The sequence below is a fragment of the Pseudomonas sp. BN606 genome, from assembly GCF_029873115.1.
Classification (GTDB): domain Bacteria; phylum Pseudomonadota; class Gammaproteobacteria; order Pseudomonadales; family Pseudomonadaceae; genus Metapseudomonas.
Genome location: NZ_SSOF01000039.1, coordinates 69070 through 88390 on the forward strand (window position 1 = coordinate 69070; position 19321 = coordinate 88390).

Genomic DNA, 19321 nt, shown 5'->3' on the forward strand with positions numbered 1-19321 from the left:
TCACCAAGGGCGCGCGCTCAGCGCGCCCGGTCCTCCGCCATCTTCACTGGCAAAGGCTGGATTACCAGCAGCAGGCCGCAGAAGGCCAGCGACAAATAGCTGAAGTTCAGCCAGTAAGCCGCCTCCGGCCTCCAGAAGCGCACGAGCAGAAACACCGCTACCAGAGCCAGTACAGCTGCGAGCAATTGCGCGCGGGCATCACGCCAGAGACGCGCAAGCCCCGCATGCTGAATCAGCAGCAGGGCCTGGAGCAACGCGCAAAATCCGGCAAAGGCTACAAGCAGGGGGCGCAGACCAGCCGCCACTTCATCGACCAGCATTGGCGCAAGACCAATCTGGCCGAGCGCCGGAAGCATGACGAAGTGCAGCAGCCAGAGGCCACCAACCCAGAAAGTCTGGGCCAACTGCCAGGCAATGGCGCCGGCCCGGAAACGCTTAGACGTGACGGACTTCGACAATCTCGTACTCGACGATACCGCTCGGAGTCTTGACGGTCACCACGTCCCCTTCTTCCTTACCCACCAGGGCGCGAGCGATGGGAGAGCTCACCGACAGTTTGCCTTTCTTAATGTCGGCTTCGTCGTCACCAACGATCTGGTAGGTAACGGCTTCGTCGGTTTCGACGTTGGCAATATCCACCGTGGTGCCGAAAATCACCTTGCCGGTATGGGCGATGCTGGTGACATCGATAACCACCGAATTCTGCAGACGGCCTTCGATATCACGGATACGCGCCTCGACCATGCCCTGCTGCTCGCGCGCCGCATGATATTCAGCGTTTTCCTTGAGATCACCCAGTTCACGCGCTTCGCCGATGGCTTGACTCAGTTGCGGGCGCATTACTTTGGTCAGATGAGCCAGCTCCTCTTCCAGGGCGCGAGCGCCCTGGACAGTCATGGGGTACTTATTCATGCCTTGATTCCTGCATGGAGATCCTGCAAGCGACGCACGGTCTTCTCGGGACCGAATTTGAGCGCCTCACAGATCGCCTGACCAGCCGCGATGGTGGTGGTGCAGTAGATCTTGTGCTGCAGGGCGTTACGACGGATCGAGTAGGAGTCAGCAATGGACTGACGCCCCTCAGTGGTGTTGATGATGAGGGTAACCTCATCGTTCTTGATCATGTCAACGACATGAGGACGGCCCTCCGTCACCTTGTTCACGCGACGGACCGGCAGACCAGCCGCCTCGATCACCTTGGCGGTGCCGGAGGTGGCGACGACCTCGAAGCCCAACTCGATCAGATCGCGAGCGACCTGGGTGACCATCGGCTTGTCGTCTTCACGCACGCTGATGAATACGGTGCCGGAGTTCGGCAGGATCTCGCTGGCACCAAGCTGGGCCTTGGAGAAGGCTTCACCGAAGGTGTCACCGACACCCATAACCTCACCGGTGGACTTCATTTCCGGGCCGAGGATCGGGTCGACGCCCGGGAACTTGGCGAACGGGAACACCGCTTCCTTGACGCTGAAGAACGGCGGAATGATTTCCTTGGTGAAGCCAATTTCCTTGAGGCTCTTGCCAGCCATTACGCGGGCAGCGACCTTGGCCAGCGATTCGCCGATGCATTTGGAGACGAACGGCACGGTACGGGACGCGCGCGGGTTGACCTCGATGACGTAGATGTCCTCGCCCTGCACGGCCATCTGCACGTTCATCAGGCCGACCACGCCGAGTTCCAGGGCCATTTTCTTGACCTGGTCACGGATCTCGTCCTGGATGTGCTGCGGCAACGAATACGGCGGCAACGAGCAGGCGGAGTCACCGGAATGCACGCCAGCCTGTTCGATGTGCTGCATGATCGCGCCAATTACGACGGTTTCGCCGTCGCAGACTGCATCGATGTCGACTTCGATGGCGCAGTTGAGGAAGCGGTCGAGCAGCACCGGGCTGTCGTTGGACACCTTCACCGCTTCGCGCATGTAGCGCTTGAGCTCTTCTTCCTGGTAGACGATTTCCATCGCGCGACCGCCCAGTACGTAGGACGGACGCACCACCATCGGGTAGCCGATGCCCTTCGAAAGGGCCAGGGCTTCGTCTTCGCTGCGGGCGGTGGCGTTGGCCGGCTGGCGCAGGTTCAGGCGCTGCACCATCTGCTGGAAGCGCTCGCGGTCTTCGGCGCGGTCGATCGCGTCGGGGCTGGTACCGATGATCGGCACACCGGCCTCTTCCAGCGCACGGCAGAGTTTCAGCGGAGTCTGGCCGCCGTACTGGACGATCACACCTTTCGGCTGCTCGACGCGGACGATTTCCAGCACGTCTTCCAGGGTGACCGGCTCGAAGTACAGGCGGTCGGAAGTGTCGTAGTCGGTGGAAACGGTTTCCGGGTTGCAGTTGACCATGATGGTCTCGTAGCCGTCTTCGCGCATCGCCAGCGCCGCGTGCACGCAGCAGTAGTCGAACTCGATGCCCTGGCCAATACGGTTGGGGCCGCCACCGAGGATCATGATCTTGTCGCGGGTAGACGGATTGGCCTCGCACTCTTCCTCGTAGGTCGAGTACATGTAGGCAGTGTCGGTGGCGAATTCAGCGGCGCAGGTATCCACGCGCTTGAATACCGGCAGCACCTTCAGCTTGTGACGATGGCTGCGCAGATTCTTCTCGGTGACGCCGAGCAGCTTGGCCAGGCGAGAGTCGGAGAAGCCTTTGCGCTTGAGCTTGCGCATCAGGTCGGCATCGATGCCGGACAGACCGAGGGTCTTGACCTTCTCTTCGTCCTTCACGAGGTCCTCGATCTGTACCAGGAACCACTCGTCGATACGGGTAAGGTCGAAGACTTCTTCGATGGTCTTGCCGGCACGGAAGGCGTCAGCCACGTACCAGATACGCTCGGCGCCCGGCACGGTCAGCTCACGCTTCAGGATGCCTTCGGCTTCCGGGTCGTTCAGGTCCAGCTTGGGATCGAAGCCGGCAACGCCCACTTCCAGGCCGCGCAGGGCTTTCTGCACGGACTCCTGGAAAGTACGACCGATGGCCATGACTTCGCCCACGGATTTCATCTGGGTGGTGAGGCGGGCGTCCGCTTTCGGGAATTTCTCGAAGGCGAAGCGCGGAACCTTGGTCACGACATAGTCGATTGCCGGCTCGAAGGACGCCGGGGTACGACCGCCGGTGATGTCGTTCTGCAGCTCGTCGAGGGTGTAACCGACAGCCAGCTTGGCGGCGATCTTGGCGATCGGGAAGCCAGTGGCCTTCGAAGCCAGGGCCGAGGAGCGCGATACGCGCGGGTTCATCTCGATCACGACCATACGGCCGGTGTCCGGGCAGATGCCGAACTGCACGTTGGAACCGCCGGTCTCGACGCCGATCTCACGCAGCACCGCCAGGGAGGCGTTGCGCATGATCTGGTATTCCTTGTCGGTCAGGGTCTGGGCCGGGGCTACGGTGATGGAGTCACCGGTGTGCACGCCCATCGGGTCGAAGTTCTCGATGGAGCAGACGATGATGCAGTTGTCCTTCTTGTCGCGGACAACCTCCATCTCGTATTCCTTCCAGCCGATCAGGGATTCGTCGATCAGCAGCTCGTTGGTAGGCGACAGGTCCAGGCCACGGGCGCAGATCTCCTCGAACTCCTCGCGGTTATAGGCGATGCCGCCACCGGTGCCGCCCATGGTGAAGGACGGACGGATGATGCAGGGGAATCCGACTTGCTCCAGCACGCCGTAGGCTTCTTCCATGCTGTGGGCGATACCCGAGCGCGGGCAGGCCAGGCCGATGTCCTTCATGGCCCTGTCGAAGCGCGAACGATCCTCGGCCTTGTCGATGGTATCGGCGTTGGCACCGATCATTTCCACGCCGAACTTTTCGAGCACGCCATGACGTTCCAGGTCGAGGGCGCAGTTCAGCGCGGTCTGGCCGCCCATGGTGGGCAGCAGCGCGTCAGGACGCTCCTTCTCGATGATCTTGGCGACGGTCGCCCACTTGATCGGCTCGATGTAGGTGGCATCGGCCATGGCCGGGTCGGTCATGATGGTGGCCGGGTTGGAGTTCACCAGGATGACGCGGAAGCCTTCTTCCTTCAGGGCCTTGCAGGCCTGAGCGCCGGAATAGTCGAACTCGCAGGCCTGGCCGATCACGATGGGGCCGGCACCGAGGATCAGGATGCTCTTGATGTCTGTACGCTTGGGCATGGGACTCTCGTTGCAATAATCAGGACAGGGTTGCGGTCGCCAGCTTCACGCCAAAGCCGACGAACAGGGCGCCGACGCCGCTCGAGGCGCCGGCAGCCAGCCGTTGCCGCCGGCGGAACCAGGCCGCCAGGCGTACACCGGAGAAAATCAGGAAACTCAAGTACAGGGCGCTGATGACTTCGAGGATTGCGCCCAGCACCAGGAACGACACTCCGGGGTAGGCGTATCCCGGATCGACGAACTGGATGAAGAAGGACACAAAGAAGAGGATCGCCTTGGGGTTGGACAAGCTCAGCAGCAGCGCCTTGCGGAACGGCTGGTTGACGTCCATGTCCTTCGCCGGAGCGGCTTGCTCGATCGGCTGGCGCAACTTCTGCCAGCCACCCCGGAGCATGCCGACGCCCAGATAGAACAGGTAGGCGGCGCCGACGTACTTCAGGCCGAGGAATAGCATCGGTTCGGCCTTGAGCAGCGAGGCGATTCCCAGTGCCGACAGCAGCATGAGGATCGCATCGCCGAGGAACACCGCACTGGCCGCCCGGTAGCCGGCGGCCACGCCGCGCTGGGCGGCAGTGGCGAGCACGAACAGCGAGTTCGGCCCAGGCAGCAGGACGATGAACAGCGTCCCCAGGACGTAGGTCCAGAGGTCGGTGATCCCCAGGGTCGGCATCATCTTCGCAAGCCCCTCAACGGTCTCAGCGACGCTCGGCCATCGCCGCGATGAAGCGGTCGAACAGCGGAGCCACGTCGTGCGGACCAGGGCTGGCTTCCGGGTGACCCTGGAAGCTGAAGGCGACCTTGTCGGTGCGCTCGATGCCCTGCAGGGTGCCGTCGAACAGCGACTTGTGGGTTGCGCGCAGGTTGGCCGGCAGGGTCGACTCGTCTACAGCGAAACCGTGGTTCTGACTGGTGATCATCACCACGCTGGAGTCCAGGTCCTGTACCGGGTGGTTGGCGCCATGGTGGCCATGGCCCATCTTCACGGTTTTGGCGCCGGAGGCCAGCGCCAGCAATTGGTGGCCGAGGCAGATGCCGAACACCGGAATCTCGGTATCGAGGAACTCGCGAATTGCCTGGATGGCGTAATCGCACGGCTCGGGGTCGCCAGGGCCGTTGGAGAGGAAGATGCCGTCCGGATTCAACGCCAGAACTTCGCTGGCCGGAGTCTGCGCGGGCACCACGGTCAGGCGGCAGCCACGGGCTACCAGCATTCGCAGGATGTTCAGCTTGACGCCGAAATCGTAGGCCACCACGTGGTAAGGCAGCTCGCTGGCAGCGATTTCCGGATGGCTGTCGGTTTCCAGGTTCCACACGCTGGAGCGCCACTCATAGCGTTCCTCGCAGGACACCACCTTGGCCAAGTCCATGCCTTTCAGGCCCGGGAAACTGCGAGCCAGCTCCAGCGCTTTCTCTTCGGTGGCGTCGGCGCCAGCGAGGATGCAGCCGTTCTGCGAGCCCTTTTCACGCAGGATGCGGGTCAGGCGGCGGGTATCGATGCCGGCAATGGCGACGGTACCGTTCTCTTTCAGGTAATCCGGCAGCGACTGCTTGTTACGCCAGTTGCTGGCCAGCAGCGGCAGGTCGCGGATGATGAGGCCGGCGGCCCATACACGGTCAGCCTCGGCGTCTTCCGGCGTGGTGCCGGTGTTGCCGATGTGCGGATAGGTCAGGGTAACGATTTGCTGGGCATAGGAAGGATCGGTAAGGATTTCCTGATAGCCGGTCATGGCAGTGTTGAACACTACCTCGCCGATGGTATGGCCATCGGCCCCAATGGCTTCGCCGCGAAAAATGCTGCCGTCGGCAAGCGCGAGTATGGCTGGCTTAATCAAGAAGACCTCCCGTAGATCAAGGCTGAAGCAAACGCAGGTTGTAAAAAAGCGGGATGACGTTGTTACCGTCACCCCGCTTTTTTATCTGAGCCATTTCTGCGTAACTTTTAGTGGACACACTAAAGCTGCAGTTTATAGGAATGCGTCATTTCGGTCCACCCGAAAGACATCCCGATTAGCGACTCAGCGGAGACCGAGCACATCCTGCATGTCATACAGACCCGCTTCCTGGCCTTCCAGCCAGAGTGCGGCACGCACTGCACCGCGGGCAAAGGTCATGCGACTGGAAGCCTTGTGGGTGATCTCCACCCGCTCACCTTCGGCCGCGAACAGCACAGTGTGATCACCTACGACATCACCAGCGCGCACGGTGGCGAATCCGATGGTCTCGCGAGCGCGGGCGCCAGTCTGACCTTCACGACCGTAGACAGCGACCTTGGACAGATCGCGACCGAGCGCATCGGCAACCACTTCACCCATGCGAAGTGCGGTACCGGATGGCGCATCCACCTTGTGACGGTGGTGGGCCTCGATGATCTCGATGTCGACCTCGTCCCCCAGGACGCGGGCGGCGGTATCGAGCAGCTTGAGGCAGAGGTTCACACCGACACTGAAGTTGGCAGCGAAGACGATCGGAATCTCCGTGGCGGCAGCCGCCAACAGGGCTTTCTCGTCAGAGGAGAATCCCGTCGTGCCGATCACCATAGCCTTGCCCGCCTGACGGCAGACTTCCAGATTCTTCAAAGTCACCGATGGGTGAGTGAAGTCGATCAGCACGTCGAATTCGTCGACTACCTTGGCCAGATCACCCGACAGCGGCACGCCGATGCGGCCCAGCGCCGCCAGCTCGCCAGCGTCAGCGCCGACCAGGCTGCTGTCCGGACGATCGATGGCAGCCGTCAGGCCAGCGCCCTGCGCCTGCTGCACCGCTTCGATCAAATTCTTGCCCATGCGCCCAGCGGCGCCCATCACTGCAATACGTCGCATAAAAAAGCTCCAAGCTGGAAGCCTGGAGCTGGAAATCGGGACAGGAGCAGTTCAACTCCAAGCACCGACTTCCAGCTCGTCGTTAGAGATCGCCGAAGAAGCGCTTCATACCCTCGAACCAGCTACTGGCCTTGGGCGAATGGGAGCCATCGCTCTGCAGCGTCTTGCGGAACTCATCGAGCAGCTCGCGCTGGCGCTTGTCCAGGTTGACCGGCGTTTCCACCACAACCCGGCACATCAGGTCGCCAGCACCTCCACCACGCACCGGCGCTACGCCCTTGCCGCGCAGACGGAACAGCTTGCCGGTCTGTGTCGCTTCCGGAATCTTCAGTTTGACCCGGCCATCCAGGGTCGGCACCTCGAGCTCGCCCCCCAAGGCTGCGTCTGCGAAGCTGATCGGCACCTCGCAGTAGAGGTGCTTGCCATCACGCTGGAAGATCGGGTGCTCGCGCACGTTGACCACCACGTAGAGGTCGCCGGAAGACCCACCAAGCGCACCAGCCTCGCCTTCGCCGGAAAGACGAATACGGTCACCGGTGTCGACGCCAGCAGGCACTTTCACCGACAGGGTCTTGTGTTCTTCCACGCGCCCCTGGCCGTGGCAACTGCCACACGGGTCGCTGATCATCTTGCCGCTGCCATGGCAGCGCGGGCAGGTCTGCTGCACCGAGAAGAAGCCCTGCTGCATGCGCACCTGGCCGATACCACCGCAGGTGGTACAGGTGACCGGACTGGTGCCCTTCTTGGCACCAGAGCCTTCGCAGGTCTTGCAATTGACCAGCGTCGGCACGCGGATGGTCACGGTAGTACCACGCACCGCTTCTTCCAGATCCAGTTCCAGGGTGTAGCGCAGGTCGCTGCCACGCTGTGGACCGCCACGCTGGCCACCACGCTGACCACCGAAGAAGTCACTGAACACATCGCCGAAGATGTCGGAGAAGCTGGCCCCACCAAAACCGGCACCGGCGCCTGCGCCCATCTGCGGATCGACACCGGCGTGGCCGTACTGGTCATACGCTGCGCGCTTGCTGGCATCGGAGAGAACTTCGTAGGCCTCGTTGGCCTCCTTGAACTGCTCCTCCGCAGCCTTGTCGCCCGGATTGCGGTCCGGGTGGAACTTCATGGCGAGACGGCGATAAGCCTTCTTCAGCTCCGCCTCGCTGGCGCCACGCTCGACACCAAGGATCTCGTAAAAGTCACGTTTAGCCATAGGTTTCCTGCACTCTCGAATTCACCAGCCCCAGACACACCAACGCGGGAGCAAGCTCCCGCGCGGCAGATCAGGCGTACGGGCCGTCTGGCACCGTACGCCGGGGCGAAAGCAAGCGTGACACTTACTTGTTTTCCTTGACCTCTTCGAACTCGGCGTCGACGGCATCGTCGCCAGCCTTGTCCGCAGCGGAAGCTTGCGGCTGTTCGCCAGCCTGAGCCTGGTCGGCGTACATCTTCTGGGCCAGCGGAGTGGACGCCTGGGACAGGGCATTCATCTTGGCTTCGATGTCGGCCTTGTCGTCGCCCTTCACGGCCACTTCCAACTCACCCAGCGCCTTCTCGATCGCAACCTTCTCCTCAGCAGTGGCCTTGTCGCCGGCCTCGGTGATCATCTTGCGAGTGGCGTGAACCAGCGCGTCGCCCTGGTTGCGGGCAGCGGCCAGCTCTTCGAACTTGCGGTCTTCCTCGGCGTTGGCCTCGGCATCACGCACCATCTGCTGGATTTCTTCCTCGGACAGACCGGAGTTGGCCTTGATCACGATGGATTGCTGCTTGCCGGTGGCCTTGTCCTTCGCGCCGACGTGCAGGATGCCGTTGGCATCGATGTCGAAGGTCACTTCGATCTGCGGTACGCCACGCGGAGCCGGCGGAATCTCGGCCAGATCGAACTTGCCCAGGGACTTGTTCTGGGCGGCCTGCTTGCGCTCACCCTGCAGCACGTGAATGGTCACTGCAGACTGGTTGTCGTCGGCGGTGGAGAACACCTGCGACTTCTTGGTCGGGATGGTGGTGTTCTTCTCGATCAGCGCGGTCATCACGCCACCCAGGGTTTCGATACCCAGGGTCAGCGGGGATACGTCGAGCAGCAGCACGTCTTTCACATCACCGGCCAGCACGGCACCCTGGATGGCGGCACCAATGGCGACGGCCTCGTCGGGGTTCACGTCCTTGCGCGGCTCTTTGCCGAAGAAGTCGGCAACCTGCTTCTGCACCAGCGGCATACGGGTCTGGCCACCGACCAGGATCACTTCCTGGATATCGGATACGTCCAGGCCTGCGTCCTTCAGGGCGATGCGGCAGGGCTCGATGGTACGCGCGACCAGATCTTCGACCAGGGCTTCCAGCTTGGCGCGGGAAATCTTCACGTTCAGGTGCTTCGGACCGGTCTGATCTGCAGTGATGTACGGCAGGTTGACGTCAGTCTGCTGAGCGGAAGACAGCTCGATCTTGGCCTTTTCGGCAGCTTCTTTCAGACGCTGCATGGCCAGGGGATCACCCTTCAGGTCCATGCCGGACTCTTTCTTGAACTCGTCGACGAGGTAATCAATCAGGCGCAGGTCGAAGTCTTCACCACCAAGGAAGGTGTCGCCGTTGGTGGCCAGCACTTCGAACTGGTGCTCGCCGTCGACCTCAGCGATCTCGATCACCGACACGTCGAAGGTACCGCCGCCCAGGTCATAGACGATAACGGTGTGATCGCCCTTGGCCTTGTCCATGCCGTAGGCCAGTGCAGCCGCGGTCGGCTCGTTGATGATGCGCTTGACGTCCAGACCGGCGATGCGGCCGGCGTCCTTGGTAGCCTGGCGCTGGCTGTCGTTGAAGTAGGCCGGAACGGTGATCACCGCTTCGGTGACCGGCTCGCCGAGGTAGTCTTCGGCGGTCTTCTTCATCTTCTTCAGCACTTCCGCAGAGATTTGCGGCGGCGCCATCTTCTGGCCCTTCACTTCCACCCAGGCGTCACCGTTGTCGGCCTTGGCGATCTTGTAGGGAACCATCTTGATGTCTTTCTGCACGACGTCTTCTTCGAAGCGGCGACCGATCAGACGCTTCACGGCGTACAGGGTGTTCTGCGGGTTGGTGACCGCCTGGCGCTTGGCGGACTGCCCGACCAGGGTCTCACCGTCGTTGGTGTAGGCGATGATGGACGGCGTGGTGCGAGCGCCTTCGGCGTTCTCGATCACCTTGACGTTGCCGTTTTCCAGGATGGCCACGCAAGAGTTGGTGGTCCCCAGGTCGATACCAATGATTTTGCCCATATTCTCTCTCCCGAAACTTTGGATTCTCCGCGGCCTCACTTCACGGACCGCGGCAGCACATAAACGCTTGATCTAACAGATGGGGGCCCAAGCCCGGATTTCAAGCCTGCTCGTCGATCGACGGCGGCGTCGCGCTCGGAGCCTTGCTGACCACCACCATGGCGGGGCGCAACAGGCGGCCGTTGAGCAGGTAACCCTTCTGGAACACCTTGAGCACGCTGCCCGGCTCGACATGGGTGCTCTCTTCCATTGCCATGGCTTGGTGATGCTCAGGATTGAAGGGCGCGCCATGCGGGTCGACCGCCTCCAACTGGTGACGTTTGAGCGTGTCGTGGAACAGCTTAAGCGTCAGCTCCATCCCTTCGCGCACCGGCTTGATCGTCTCGTCAGTGGCGCTGGACAGTTCGAGACCGCGCTCCAGACTGTCGACAACCGGCAGCAGGTCGTTGGCGAATTTTTCCAGGGCGAACTTGTGCGCCTTTTCCACATCCTGTTCGGCACGGCGACGGATGTTTTGCAGTTCGGCGGCAACACGCAGCGACTGATCCTGGGCCGCAGCCAGCTGCTCTTCCAGCACCTGTACGCGGGTGGCGAGGTCTTCGCCGGATGCGGCGTCGGCAGCAGGATTCGCTTCGGGGGTCTGGTTATCCAGGGTCTGTTCGTCGGCCATGCCTTCCTCCTCATAAAAGACAGCTGCGGGTAAAGACCCGCTGATATGTCCGCCTATATGGGGTCGCAATTTGTTGCTTCAAGGGGGAGGAGCGATTGTCAGGCAGAAAACAAACACTGTATAAATACACAGCCAACTCAGCGCGGGAGTCGCACCATGCTGGTACACCTGTCAATCCACAATTACGCCATCGTCGAGCACCTGGATCTGGAGCTTGAGGGTGGAATGTCCGTGATCACCGGGGAAACCGGCGCCGGCAAGTCGATAATGCTCGACGCCCTCGGCCTGACCCTGGGTGATCGCGCCGACAGCGGCGTGGTGCGCCCCGGCGCCGACAAAGCCGACATCCTCGCCAGCTTCGACCTCAGCCGCATCCCCGAAGCCCGCACCTGGCTGGCCGAGCGCGACCTGGACAACGACGGCCCATGCATACTGCGACGCGTCATCACCGCCGAAGGTCGTTCCCGTGCCTACATCAATGGCAGCCCCTGCCCCCAAGGCGACCTAAAGACCCTGGGCGAACTGCTGATCGACATCCACAGCCAACACGAACACCAGTCCCTGCTCAAGACCGACACCCATCGGCGCCTGCTGGATGAGTTCGCAGGCGCCAGCGACCTCGCCCGCCAGGTGCAACTGGCAGCCCAACGCTGGCGACAGACCCGCCAGGAGCTGGAGCACCTGTCCCGAGCAGGCGACGAACAGCGGGCACGCCACCAGCTGCTCACCTACCAGTTGGACGAGTTGGAAAACCTGGCCCTCGGCGAGAACGAACTGGAACGGCTGGAGCAGGAACACAAAAACCTCGCCAATGCCGAAAGCCTGCTGGCCGCATGCCGCCAGGTCATCGAAATGTGCAGCGACAGCGATGCCGGCAACGTACTCAGCGCGCTGACCGCCAGTCTCAACCGCCTCACCGCCTTTCATTCCCAGCCAGGCGCCCTGACCGAAGCGGTCAACCTGCTGTCCAGCGCACAGATCCAGGTCGAGGAGGCCATGGGCGAGCTGAACCGCTTCCTCGATCATTTCGACGCCGACCCTGAACGCCAGCAAGCTCTGGAGGAACGTCTCGACGCCATCTACACCCTGGCTCGAAAACACCGCGTCCAACCGAACGACCTCGCCGAGCTTCAGCAACGCCTGCTGGACGAACTGGAAGCCCTCAACGCCGATGACGAAGCAGCCGAGCGACTCGCCGAGGAACTGACTGCGTATGAGCGTCACTATCAGGAGAAAGCCACTGAACTGAGCCGGCTGCGTGGCGAAGCGGCGGAACAGCTGGCCGGCGCCGTGGAAATCGAGATGCAGCGCCTGGGCATGCCCGGCGGGCGCTTCAATATCAGGCTATATGCGAGCCAGCTGGATGAGCCACAACACTACGGACTGGAACAAGTGGAGTTTCTGGTGAGCGCCAACCCTGGCCAACCGCTGAAGGCATTGGCAAAGGTCGCCTCGGGCGGCGAACTGTCCCGTATCAGCCTGGCGATCCAGGTGATCACCGCGCAGACATCACGCGTGCCCACCCTGGTCTTCGACGAGGTGGACGTTGGTATCGGCGGCCCCACCGCCGAAGTGGTTGGCCAACTGCTGCGTCGCCTCGGCGAGCGTGGCCAGGTCCTTACCGTCACCCACCTTCCGCAAGTAGCCGCGCAGGGCCACCACCACCTCTTCGTGCACAAGGTGCGTGGCACCCAGGAAACGCGCACTGCAGTGACCAAGCTGCAGGAAGCACCGCGCATCGAAGAGATCGCCCGCATGCTGGGCGGCCTGGACCTCACCGAGGAATCCCTGGCCCACGCCCGGAAGATGGTGGTCAGCGCCCAGCGCTGATTTCAACCCAAACGAAAAAGGCGACCTTGTGGTCGCCTTTTCCTTTGCGCGAAGCGCTCACTTTTTCTTGCGGATGTACAGCACCAGATTGTGGTCAACAAGCTCGTAACCACGCTCCTTGACGATTTCCTTCTGGCGCTTCTCGATTTCCGGATCGAAGAACTCGATCACTTCACCGGAATCGACGCACACCATGTGGTCGTGATGGCCGCTATCGGCCAGCTCGAACACTGCATGACCGCCGTCGAAGTTGTGACGAACCACCAGGCCCGCCGCTTCGAACTGGGTCAGAACTCGATAGACAGTGGCCAGACCGACATCTTCACCAGCTTCCATCAAGGCCTTGTAAACGTCCTCCGCGCTCATGTGGCGTTGCTCGGTGGAGTCGAGCATCTGGAGGATCTTGACCCGAGGCAAGGTCACCTTCAGGCCGGCTTTACGCAGTTCGTTGTTTTCAACCATGGTCGGTTTTCTCGAGGAATGCGGCTTTCGCAGCTTCCCTTAATGCAGGTATGATCGGGACTTTTCGTGCCCAGCCAAGATAGTGGAAGTCTCCCACCGATGCAAAACACCAAGCTCCTGCTGACCAGCCTTTCCTTCGCAGGCTTGCTCGCACTCGCCGGTTGCTCGTTTCCCGGGGTCTACAAGATCGACATCCAGCAGGGCAACGTCGTAACGCAAGACATGATAGACCAGTTGAAGCCCGGAATGACCCGGCGTCAAGTGCGGTTTATCATGGGCAACCCGCTGATCACCGACACCTTCCACGCCAAGCGCTGGGACTACCTCTACAGCATCCAGCCAGGCGGCGGTCAACGCCTACAGGAGCGCGTCAGCCTGATGTTCGACGGCAACGACCAACTGATCGGACTGGCTGGCGACTTCATGCCCGGCGTGAGCCGTGACGAAGCGATCCTCGGCGGCGAAAGCACCACCACGACTACCGAAGCCAAACCGGAACAGCCGAAAGAGCAGCAAAAGGCCGAAGAACCGGCAGCGCCGGGTTCCCTGCTGGAGAAAATCCAGAAAGAAGTGGACAGCGCAGAGCCGGTACCGGTGCCGATTCCGGAGCCGCTGGAAACCTCGCCGCAATAACACGCGGCAACAAAAAAGCCCGGGCTGGTCCCGGGCTTTTTCATGGACGGGATTCAGGCGCCCCGCTCACCCTCACGCACTTGGGCAGCCTTTGCTGCTCGCTGCTTGCGCACTTCCTTCGGATCAGCGATCAGCGGCCGATATATCTCCACTCGATCCCCCTCCTCCAACAATCGATCTTCCGGGTTCGGCAGCGCCTTGCCGAAGATGCCAAGCGGGCAGCTGGCAAGATCCAGGTCGGGGAAGTGCTCCGCCATGCCCGAACGCAGCACCGCCTCCCGGGCGCTGATGCCCACAGGGACATCAAGGCGGAGTAACTGCTGGTGGCCGGCCAGGGCGTAGACCACCTCGATGTGGATCACAGCATTAGCCATAGAGCTGCTTCGCACGCTGGCAGAACGCGTCCACCATGGTATTGGCAGCCTGGGTGAACAAAGGCCCCAGGGTAGCCTTGATGATCGGGCCGGCGTAATCGAACCGCAGATCCAGACTGATCTTGCAGGCCTTGTCTCCCAACGACTTGAAATGCCAAACGCCGTGCAACTGACTGAAGGGGCCTTCTTCCAGATTCATTTCGATCATGCTGCCCCCGTCCAGCTTGTTGCGGGTGACGAAGCGCTGGCTGAGGCTGCCCTTGGCCACTTCGAGCCTGGCGAGCATATGACTCTCGCTCTCCTCCATGACGGTGGCAGCCGAACACCACGGCAGGAATTCCGGGTAGCGCGCCACATCGTTGACCAGGTCGTAGAGCGCCTGCGCAGGGAATGGCAACAGGGCGGAGCGCTGGATATGGGTGGTCATCTTGGCCTCAAACAGGGTTCCAGACCGCTTCGCGCAGGGATGCACAGGGCCGGACTGATCAAAAAAGTGCCGCATTGTCGGAGATTCACCAGCATCGCTCAAGCCTACGCCGCCGTAGCCGCGCCGTCTGCGACTCCCTATAATGCGCCGCCTATGGCTAAGCAAAAGAAACATCCGGAAGGCACCATCGCCCTCAACAAGAAGGCGCTGCACGACTATTCCATCGAACAGAAATTCGAAGCCGGGCTGGCTCTCGCCGGCTGGGAAGTGAAGAGTCTGCGCGCCGGAAAGGCACAGCTGGTGGACAGCTATGTGCTGCTGAAAGACGGCGAAGCCTGGCTGCTCGGCAGCCACATCACCCCACTGAAGACGGCGAGCACTCACGTGATTGCCGACCCGGTGCGCACCCGCAAGCTGCTGCTGCACAAGCGCGAGCTGGGCAAGCTTTTCGGCGCGGTTCAGCAGAAGGGCTACGCCTGCGTGGCGCTGTCGATCTACTGGAAGAAGCACCTGATCAAGTGCGAGATCGCCCTGGCCAAGGGCAAGAAGGAATTCGACAAGCGCGCCACGGAGAAGGAGCGCGACTCCGACCGTGAGATCGCGCGGGCCATGCGTACCAAGGGCAAGGAATAAGCCCAACACAAAACAACGCCGGGCACTGCCCGGCGTTTTTTTGCCTCAGATACCCTGACGCCGCTGAGATCTCGCCAGCCGCTGCGCTTCTAGCTGACCTTCCTCCAGCACCTCTTGAACGTACTGGATGTGCTGATGGGAAATCTCCCGCGCATCGACTGCACGCCGCTCGATGATCGCTTCATAGAGGGCCCGGTGTTGCTTCGTCAGCATGTCGCGGGTCTCACCACGCTGCAGGTACATCCCACCGATGTTGGTTACCACATTGTGCTTCAGCAGATCGAAGAGTCCCCGAATGGTGTGCAGCAGCACCGCATTGTGGCTGGCCTCGGCAATTGCCAGATGGAAGCGCGCGTCCGCCGCCCCCTCCTCCGCCCGACTTGCCTTGCTGTCCGGCGCATAGCAGGCCTGAAGACTCTCGTAGGCCTCTGTCAGGCGCTCGTGATCCACCTCCGTCGCCCGCTGCGCCGCGTAGTACGCGCACGAGCCTTCCAGGGTATGGCGAAACTCCAGGAGATCGCGCTGGGCCTCGGGATTGCTCTCCAACAATTGCAACAAGGGATCGCTGAACGTCGCCCCCAGCTCGGCAGCGACATAGTTGCCCCCGCCCTGCCGGCTGACCAGCAGCCCTCGCGCCACCAGCTTCTGGATCGCCTCACGTAGCGAGGGGCGTGACACACCGAACTGCTCGGCCAGCGCACGCTCGGCAGGTAGCCGTTCACCGGCCTTCAAGGTGCCCTCGAGGATCATCGCCTCAAGCTGACTGACGATATCGTCCGACAAGCGGCGCTGACGTACCTGACCGAATCCCATTGCTCTACCCAACCCTTCACGCCGCCTCGGGCGGCCTTAAAACACAGCGCCTACGGGGCGCGACGCGGCAGCCTAACCAGCCCACCAGTCACGCACAAGAAGCACACCTTCCATCGGCCGCTCGACCAAAGTCGCAAAGCGGCAAATTGACACAACGATATTCAGGCTTTTACTCTGAGCCGTCGCTTTTGTAAATTGGTATTACCAATTATTCCGACACGCAGCGCCGACTCGGTCTTCGCCTGCCGCCGCGCCACAAGCGCAACGGTCTTCGCCCGATCCGGCAAACAGGCACTCCAAAAACAATTAGGGAGCCACCCCACGATGCAAACCTGGCAGCAGATCTATACCCCTCTCGGCAGCCTCGGGCTGTCGGCGCTCGTCGCACTGATTCCGATCATCTTCTTCTTCCTGGCCCTGGCGGTGTTCCGCATGAAGGGCTACATCGCCGGCACCATCACCCTGGCGCTGTCTCTGGCAGTGGCGATCTTCGCCTTCCAGATGCCAGTGGACATGGCGTTCGCTGCAGCCGGCTACGGCTTCGCCTACGGGCTCTGGCCCATCGCCTGGATCATCGTCGCGGCGGTGTTCCTCTACAAACTCACGGTCAAGAGCGGCCAGTTCGAAGTGATCCGCAGCTCCGTGCTGTCCATCACCGATGACCAGCGCCTGCAGGTCCTGCTGATCGGTTTCTCCTTCGGCGCCTTCCTCGAGGGTGCAGCTGGATTCGGCGCACCGGTGGCCATTACCGCCGCCCTGCTGGTCGGCCTGGGCTTCAACCCGCTCTACGCAGCGGGCCTGTGCCTGATCGCCAACACCGCACCGGTGGCCTTCGGCGCCCTGGGCATCCCGATCATCGTCGCAGGCCAGGTCACCGGCATCGACGCCTTCAAGATCGGCGCCATGACAGGCCGCCAACTGCCGCTGCTGTCGATCATCGTGCCCTTCTGGCTGGTAGCCATGATGGACGGCTGGCGCGGCATCAAGGAAACCTGGCCGGCAGCCCTGGTGGCTGGTGCCAGCTTCGCTGTCACCCAGTACTTCACCTCCAACTTCATCGGCCCGGAACTGCCCGACATTACCTCCGCGCTGGTGAGCCTGGTGTCCCTGACCCTGTTCCTGAAGGTGTGGCAGCCCAAACGCGCTGAAGACCGCGAAGTGGTCGGCATCTCTGGCGGCACAGCGGTGATGGGTGGCTTCGGCGGGCCGCGCAATACCACACCTTCACCCTACAGCTTCGGAGAGATCCTCAAGGCCTGGTCGCCCTTCCTGGTACTGACCGTACTGGTGACCATCTGGACCCTGAAGCCCTTCAAGGCCATGTTCGCCCCGGGAGGCGCACTGGAGCAGTTCGTCTTCCTGATCGCCATCCCGCACCTCGACCAACTGGTGATGAAAGGCGCACCCATCGTGGCCACCGCCACCGCCATTCCGGCCGTCTACAAGTTCGACCCAGTATCCGCCACCGGCACCGCGATCTTCTTCTCGGCCTTGATCTCCATGGCCATCCTCGGGATTCATATCAAAAATGGTATGACCACTCTCAAGGAAACTTTCGTCGAGCTGAAGTGGCCGATCCTCTCTATCGGCATGGTGCTGGCCTTCGCCTTCGTCACCAACTTCTCCGGCATGTCCACCACCCTGGCGCTTGTCCTGGCCGGTACCGGCGCGGCCTTCCCGTTCTTCTCGCCGTTCCTCGGCTGGTTGGGCGTGTTCCTCACCGGTTCGGATACCTCGTCCAACGCCCTGTTCGGTTCCCTGCAGGCCACCACTGCGCACCAGATCGGCGTGAACGACACCCTGCTGGTAGCGGCCAACACCAGCGGCGGCGTGACCGGCAAGATGATTTCGCCGCAGTCCATCGCCGTTGCCTGCGCAGCCACAGGCATGGTCGGCAAGGAATCCGACCTGTTCCGCTTCACCCTGAAGCACAGCCTGATGTTCGCCGCCATGGTCGGCCTGATCACGCTGGCTCAGGCCTACGTGTTCACCGGCATGCTCGTACATTGATCGAGCGCCCGGGCTGCCCCGCGCGGCAGCCCGGTTCTCCCATACTGCCCTGAAGCCCGCCCCGGACCGACTACATGATCATCTCCGCCTCTACCGACTACCGTGCCGCCGCTCAGCGCAGGCTCCCGCCCTTCCTGTTCCACTACATCGACGGCGGCGCCTATGCCGAGTACACCCTGCGCCGCAACGTCGAAGACCTGGCCAGCATCGCCCTGCGCCAGCGCGTGCTGCGGAACATGTCCGAGCTGAGCCTGGAGACCAAGCTGTTCGGCGAGACCCTATCCATGCCGGTGGCGCTGGCCCCTGTTGGCCTGACCGGCATGTATGCGCGTCGCGGCGAGGTACAGGCGGCCAAAGCGGCGGCGAACAAAGGCATTCCCTTCACCCTTTCCACCGTTTCTGTCTGCCCGATCGAGGAAGTCGCGCCGGCCATCAACCGGCCCATGTGGTTCCAGCTTTACGTACTGAAAGACCGCGGCTTCATGAAAAACGCCCTGGAGCGCGCCAAGGCCGCCGGCGTGACGACTTTGGTATTCACCGTCGACATGCCGGTACCGGGCGCGCGCTACCGTGATGCCCATTCCGGCATGAGCGGCCCGAACGCAGCCATGCGCCGTGTCCTCCAGGCCATGACCCACCCGACCTGGGCCTGGGATGTTGGCTTGCTGGGCAAGCCCCATGACCTGGGCAACATCTCCACCTACCGGGGCAACCCCACGGGCCTGGCCGACTACATCGGCTGGCTCGGCGCCAACTTCGATCCATCGATTTCCTGGAAGGACCTGGAGTGGATCCGCGATTTCTGGAAAGGTCCGATGGTGATCAAGGGCATCCTCGACCCCGAGGACGCAAAAGACGCGGTGAAATTCGGTGCTGACGGCATCGTTGTCTCCAACCACGGTGGCCGCCAACTCGATGGCGTGCTTTCCAGCGCCCGCGCCCTGCCGGCCATCGCCGATGCAGTGAAGGGCGAACTGAAGATTCTCGCTGACTCCGGCATCCGCACTGGCCTCGACGTGGTGCGCATGCTGGCCCTCGGCGCCGACACCGTGATGCTCGGCCGCGCCTTCGTCTACGCTCTGGCCGCAGCAGGCGGAGCAGGCGTAAGCAACCTGCTGGACCTGATTGAAAAGGAAATGCGTGTGGCCATGGTGCTTACCGGCGCCAAATCCATCGGCGAAATCAGCGCCGACTCGCTGGTACGCGAACTCGGTCGCTGACCGGCCACCCAACTCCGGCGGGCCGCCCGCGGCCCGCGACAAATAGACGGGA

The 19321-nt window shown here is 62.1% G+C and carries 18 protein-coding genes; 5 read left to right on the forward strand and 13 right to left on the reverse strand.

Annotated elements, in window-relative coordinates:
- Positions 1-17: 17 nt before the first annotated feature.
- From E8E75_RS03575 to grpE, 9 genes are all read right to left on the reverse strand, one after another.
- Complete coding sequence (locus E8E75_RS03575) at positions 18-458, reverse strand: DUF4149 domain-containing protein (protein WP_120654504.1); 441 nt, start codon at positions 456-458, stop codon at positions 18-20.
- Positions 436-912 carry a transcription elongation factor GreA gene (gene greA, locus E8E75_RS03580; protein ID WP_016494781.1) on the reverse strand — a complete coding sequence of 159 codons (477 nt, stop codon included), beginning with the start codon at positions 910-912 and terminating at the stop codon, positions 436-438. Before greA ends, E8E75_RS03575 begins: the two co-directional genes overlap by 23 nt.
- Positions 909-4130, reverse strand: coding sequence for a carbamoyl-phosphate synthase large subunit (gene carB / locus E8E75_RS03585; protein ID WP_153920521.1), 3222 nt, complete (start codon positions 4128-4130; stop codon positions 909-911). Before carB ends, greA begins: the two co-directional genes overlap by 4 nt.
- A 19-nt stretch (positions 4131-4149) precedes the next feature.
- Positions 4150-4800, reverse strand: coding sequence for a leucine efflux protein LeuE (gene leuE, locus E8E75_RS03590; RefSeq protein WP_120655349.1), 651 nt, complete (start codon positions 4798-4800; stop codon positions 4150-4152).
- Positions 4801-4825: 25 nt separating this feature from the next.
- A complete protein-coding gene (carA, locus tag E8E75_RS03595) occupies positions 4826-5962 on the reverse strand; it encodes a glutamine-hydrolyzing carbamoyl-phosphate synthase small subunit (RefSeq protein WP_120654502.1) in 1137 nt (378 codons plus the stop codon).
- A 183-nt stretch (positions 5963-6145) separates the two neighbouring features.
- On the reverse strand, positions 6146-6949 hold the full coding sequence (gene dapB, locus E8E75_RS03600; RefSeq protein WP_120654501.1) for a 4-hydroxy-tetrahydrodipicolinate reductase: 804 nt from the start codon (positions 6947-6949) through the stop codon (positions 6146-6148).
- 82 nt (positions 6950-7031) lie between these two features.
- Positions 7032-8159, reverse strand: coding sequence for a molecular chaperone DnaJ (gene dnaJ, locus E8E75_RS03605; RefSeq protein WP_153920523.1), 1128 nt, complete (start codon positions 8157-8159; stop codon positions 7032-7034).
- A gap of 124 nt (positions 8160-8283) precedes the next feature.
- Positions 8284-10197, reverse strand: a complete 1914-nt coding sequence (gene dnaK, locus E8E75_RS03610; protein ID WP_120654499.1) for a molecular chaperone DnaK — start codon at positions 10195-10197, stop codon at positions 8284-8286.
- A 100-nt stretch (positions 10198-10297) separates the two neighbouring features.
- Positions 10298-10867: a nucleotide exchange factor GrpE gene (gene grpE / locus E8E75_RS03615; RefSeq protein ID WP_120654498.1), complete on the reverse strand. Its 570-nt coding sequence runs from the start codon at positions 10865-10867 to the stop codon at positions 10298-10300.
- Positions 10868-11023: 156 nt separating this feature from the next.
- On the opposite strand from grpE, the gene recN reads away from it, so the two are divergent.
- Positions 11024-12697, forward strand: coding sequence for a DNA repair protein RecN (recN, locus tag E8E75_RS03620; RefSeq protein ID WP_120654497.1), 1674 nt, complete (start codon positions 11024-11026; stop codon positions 12695-12697).
- A 57-nt stretch (positions 12698-12754) separates the two neighbouring features.
- Here the strand turns inward: recN and fur are convergent, their stop codons facing one another.
- The gene (gene fur, locus E8E75_RS03625) at positions 12755-13159 is read right to left on the reverse strand and encodes a ferric iron uptake transcriptional regulator (protein WP_120654496.1); all 405 of its coding nucleotides are present in this window, start codon (positions 13157-13159) and stop codon (positions 12755-12757) included.
- A 99-nt stretch (positions 13160-13258) separates the two neighbouring features.
- Here fur and E8E75_RS03630 point away from each other — a divergent pair, with 99 nt between their 5' ends.
- Positions 13259-13792: an outer membrane protein assembly factor BamE gene (locus tag E8E75_RS03630; RefSeq protein WP_120654495.1), complete on the forward strand. Its 534-nt coding sequence runs from the start codon at positions 13259-13261 to the stop codon at positions 13790-13792.
- Positions 13793-13845: 53 nt separating this feature from the next.
- Here the strand turns inward: E8E75_RS03630 and E8E75_RS03635 are convergent, their stop codons facing one another.
- A complete protein-coding gene (locus E8E75_RS03635; protein WP_153920525.1) occupies positions 13846-14166 on the reverse strand; it encodes an RnfH family protein in 321 nt (106 codons plus the stop codon).
- Positions 14159-14593, reverse strand: a complete 435-nt coding sequence (locus E8E75_RS03640; protein ID WP_120654493.1) for a type II toxin-antitoxin system RatA family toxin — start codon at positions 14591-14593, stop codon at positions 14159-14161. The genes E8E75_RS03635 and E8E75_RS03640 overlap by 8 nt, the downstream gene beginning before the upstream one ends.
- Before the next feature lie 153 nt (positions 14594-14746).
- Between E8E75_RS03640 and smpB the strand changes: the two genes are divergently transcribed.
- Entirely contained in the window at positions 14747-15226 is a 480-nt protein-coding gene (gene smpB / locus E8E75_RS03645) for an SsrA-binding protein SmpB (protein WP_028629989.1), read from the forward strand.
- 45 nt (positions 15227-15271) lie between these two features.
- Here smpB and E8E75_RS03650 read toward each other — a convergent pair whose 3' ends face one another.
- A complete protein-coding gene (locus tag E8E75_RS03650; protein WP_120654492.1) occupies positions 15272-16039 on the reverse strand; it encodes an FCD domain-containing protein in 768 nt (255 codons plus the stop codon).
- A 324-nt stretch (positions 16040-16363) separates the two neighbouring features.
- Between E8E75_RS03650 and E8E75_RS03655 the strand changes: the two genes are divergently transcribed.
- Entirely contained in the window at positions 16364-18049 is a 1686-nt protein-coding gene (locus E8E75_RS03655) for a lactate permease LctP family transporter (protein ID WP_120654491.1), read from the forward strand.
- A gap of 74 nt (positions 18050-18123) precedes the next feature.
- Positions 18124-19269 carry an FMN-dependent L-lactate dehydrogenase LldD gene (gene lldD, locus E8E75_RS03660; protein ID WP_153920527.1) on the forward strand — a complete coding sequence of 382 codons (1146 nt, stop codon included), beginning with the start codon at positions 18124-18126 and terminating at the stop codon, positions 19267-19269.
- Positions 19270-19321: the final 52 nt, after the last annotated feature.

Excerpts from the sequence above, each read along its gene's own strand:
- E8E75_RS03635 (WP_153920525.1), bottom strand. The coding sequence starts at position 14,166 with ATGGCTAATGCTGTGATCCACATCGAGGTGGTCTACGCCCTGGCCGGC.
- dnaJ (WP_153920523.1), bottom strand. The coding sequence starts at position 8,159 with ATGGCTAAACGTGACTTTTACGAGATCCTTGGTGTCGAGCGTGGCGCC.
- dnaK (WP_120654499.1), bottom strand. The coding sequence starts at position 10,197 with ATGGGCAAAATCATTGGTATCGACCTGGGGACCACCAACTCTTGCGTG.
- E8E75_RS03640 (WP_120654493.1), bottom strand. The coding sequence starts at position 14,593 with ATGACCACCCATATCCAGCGCTCCGCCCTGTTGCCATTCCCTGCGCAG.
- dapB (WP_120654501.1), bottom strand. The coding sequence starts at position 6,949 with ATGCGACGTATTGCAGTGATGGGCGCCGCTGGGCGCATGGGCAAGAAT.
- smpB (WP_028629989.1), top strand. The coding sequence starts at position 14,747 with ATGGCTAAGCAAAAGAAACATCCGGAAGGCACCATCGCCCTCAACAAG.
- leuE (WP_120655349.1), bottom strand. The coding sequence starts at position 4,800 with ATGCCGACCCTGGGGATCACCGACCTCTGGACCTACGTCCTGGGGACG.
- lldD (WP_153920527.1), top strand. The coding sequence starts at position 18,124 with ATGATCATCTCCGCCTCTACCGACTACCGTGCCGCCGCTCAGCGCAGG.
- carB (WP_153920521.1), bottom strand. The coding sequence starts at position 4,130 with ATGCCCAAGCGTACAGACATCAAGAGCATCCTGATCCTCGGTGCCGGC.
- greA (WP_016494781.1), bottom strand. The coding sequence starts at position 912 with ATGAATAAGTACCCCATGACTGTCCAGGGCGCTCGCGCCCTGGAAGAG.
- E8E75_RS03630 (WP_120654495.1), top strand. The coding sequence starts at position 13,259 with ATGCAAAACACCAAGCTCCTGCTGACCAGCCTTTCCTTCGCAGGCTTG.
- E8E75_RS03650 (WP_120654492.1), bottom strand. The coding sequence starts at position 16,039 with ATGGGATTCGGTCAGGTACGTCAGCGCCGCTTGTCGGACGATATCGTC.
- fur (WP_120654496.1), bottom strand. The coding sequence starts at position 13,159 with ATGGTTGAAAACAACGAACTGCGTAAAGCCGGCCTGAAGGTGACCTTG.
- grpE (WP_120654498.1), bottom strand. The coding sequence starts at position 10,867 with ATGGCCGACGAACAGACCCTGGATAACCAGACCCCCGAAGCGAATCCT.
- E8E75_RS03655 (WP_120654491.1), top strand. The coding sequence starts at position 16,364 with ATGCAAACCTGGCAGCAGATCTATACCCCTCTCGGCAGCCTCGGGCTG.
- recN (WP_120654497.1), top strand. The coding sequence starts at position 11,024 with ATGCTGGTACACCTGTCAATCCACAATTACGCCATCGTCGAGCACCTG.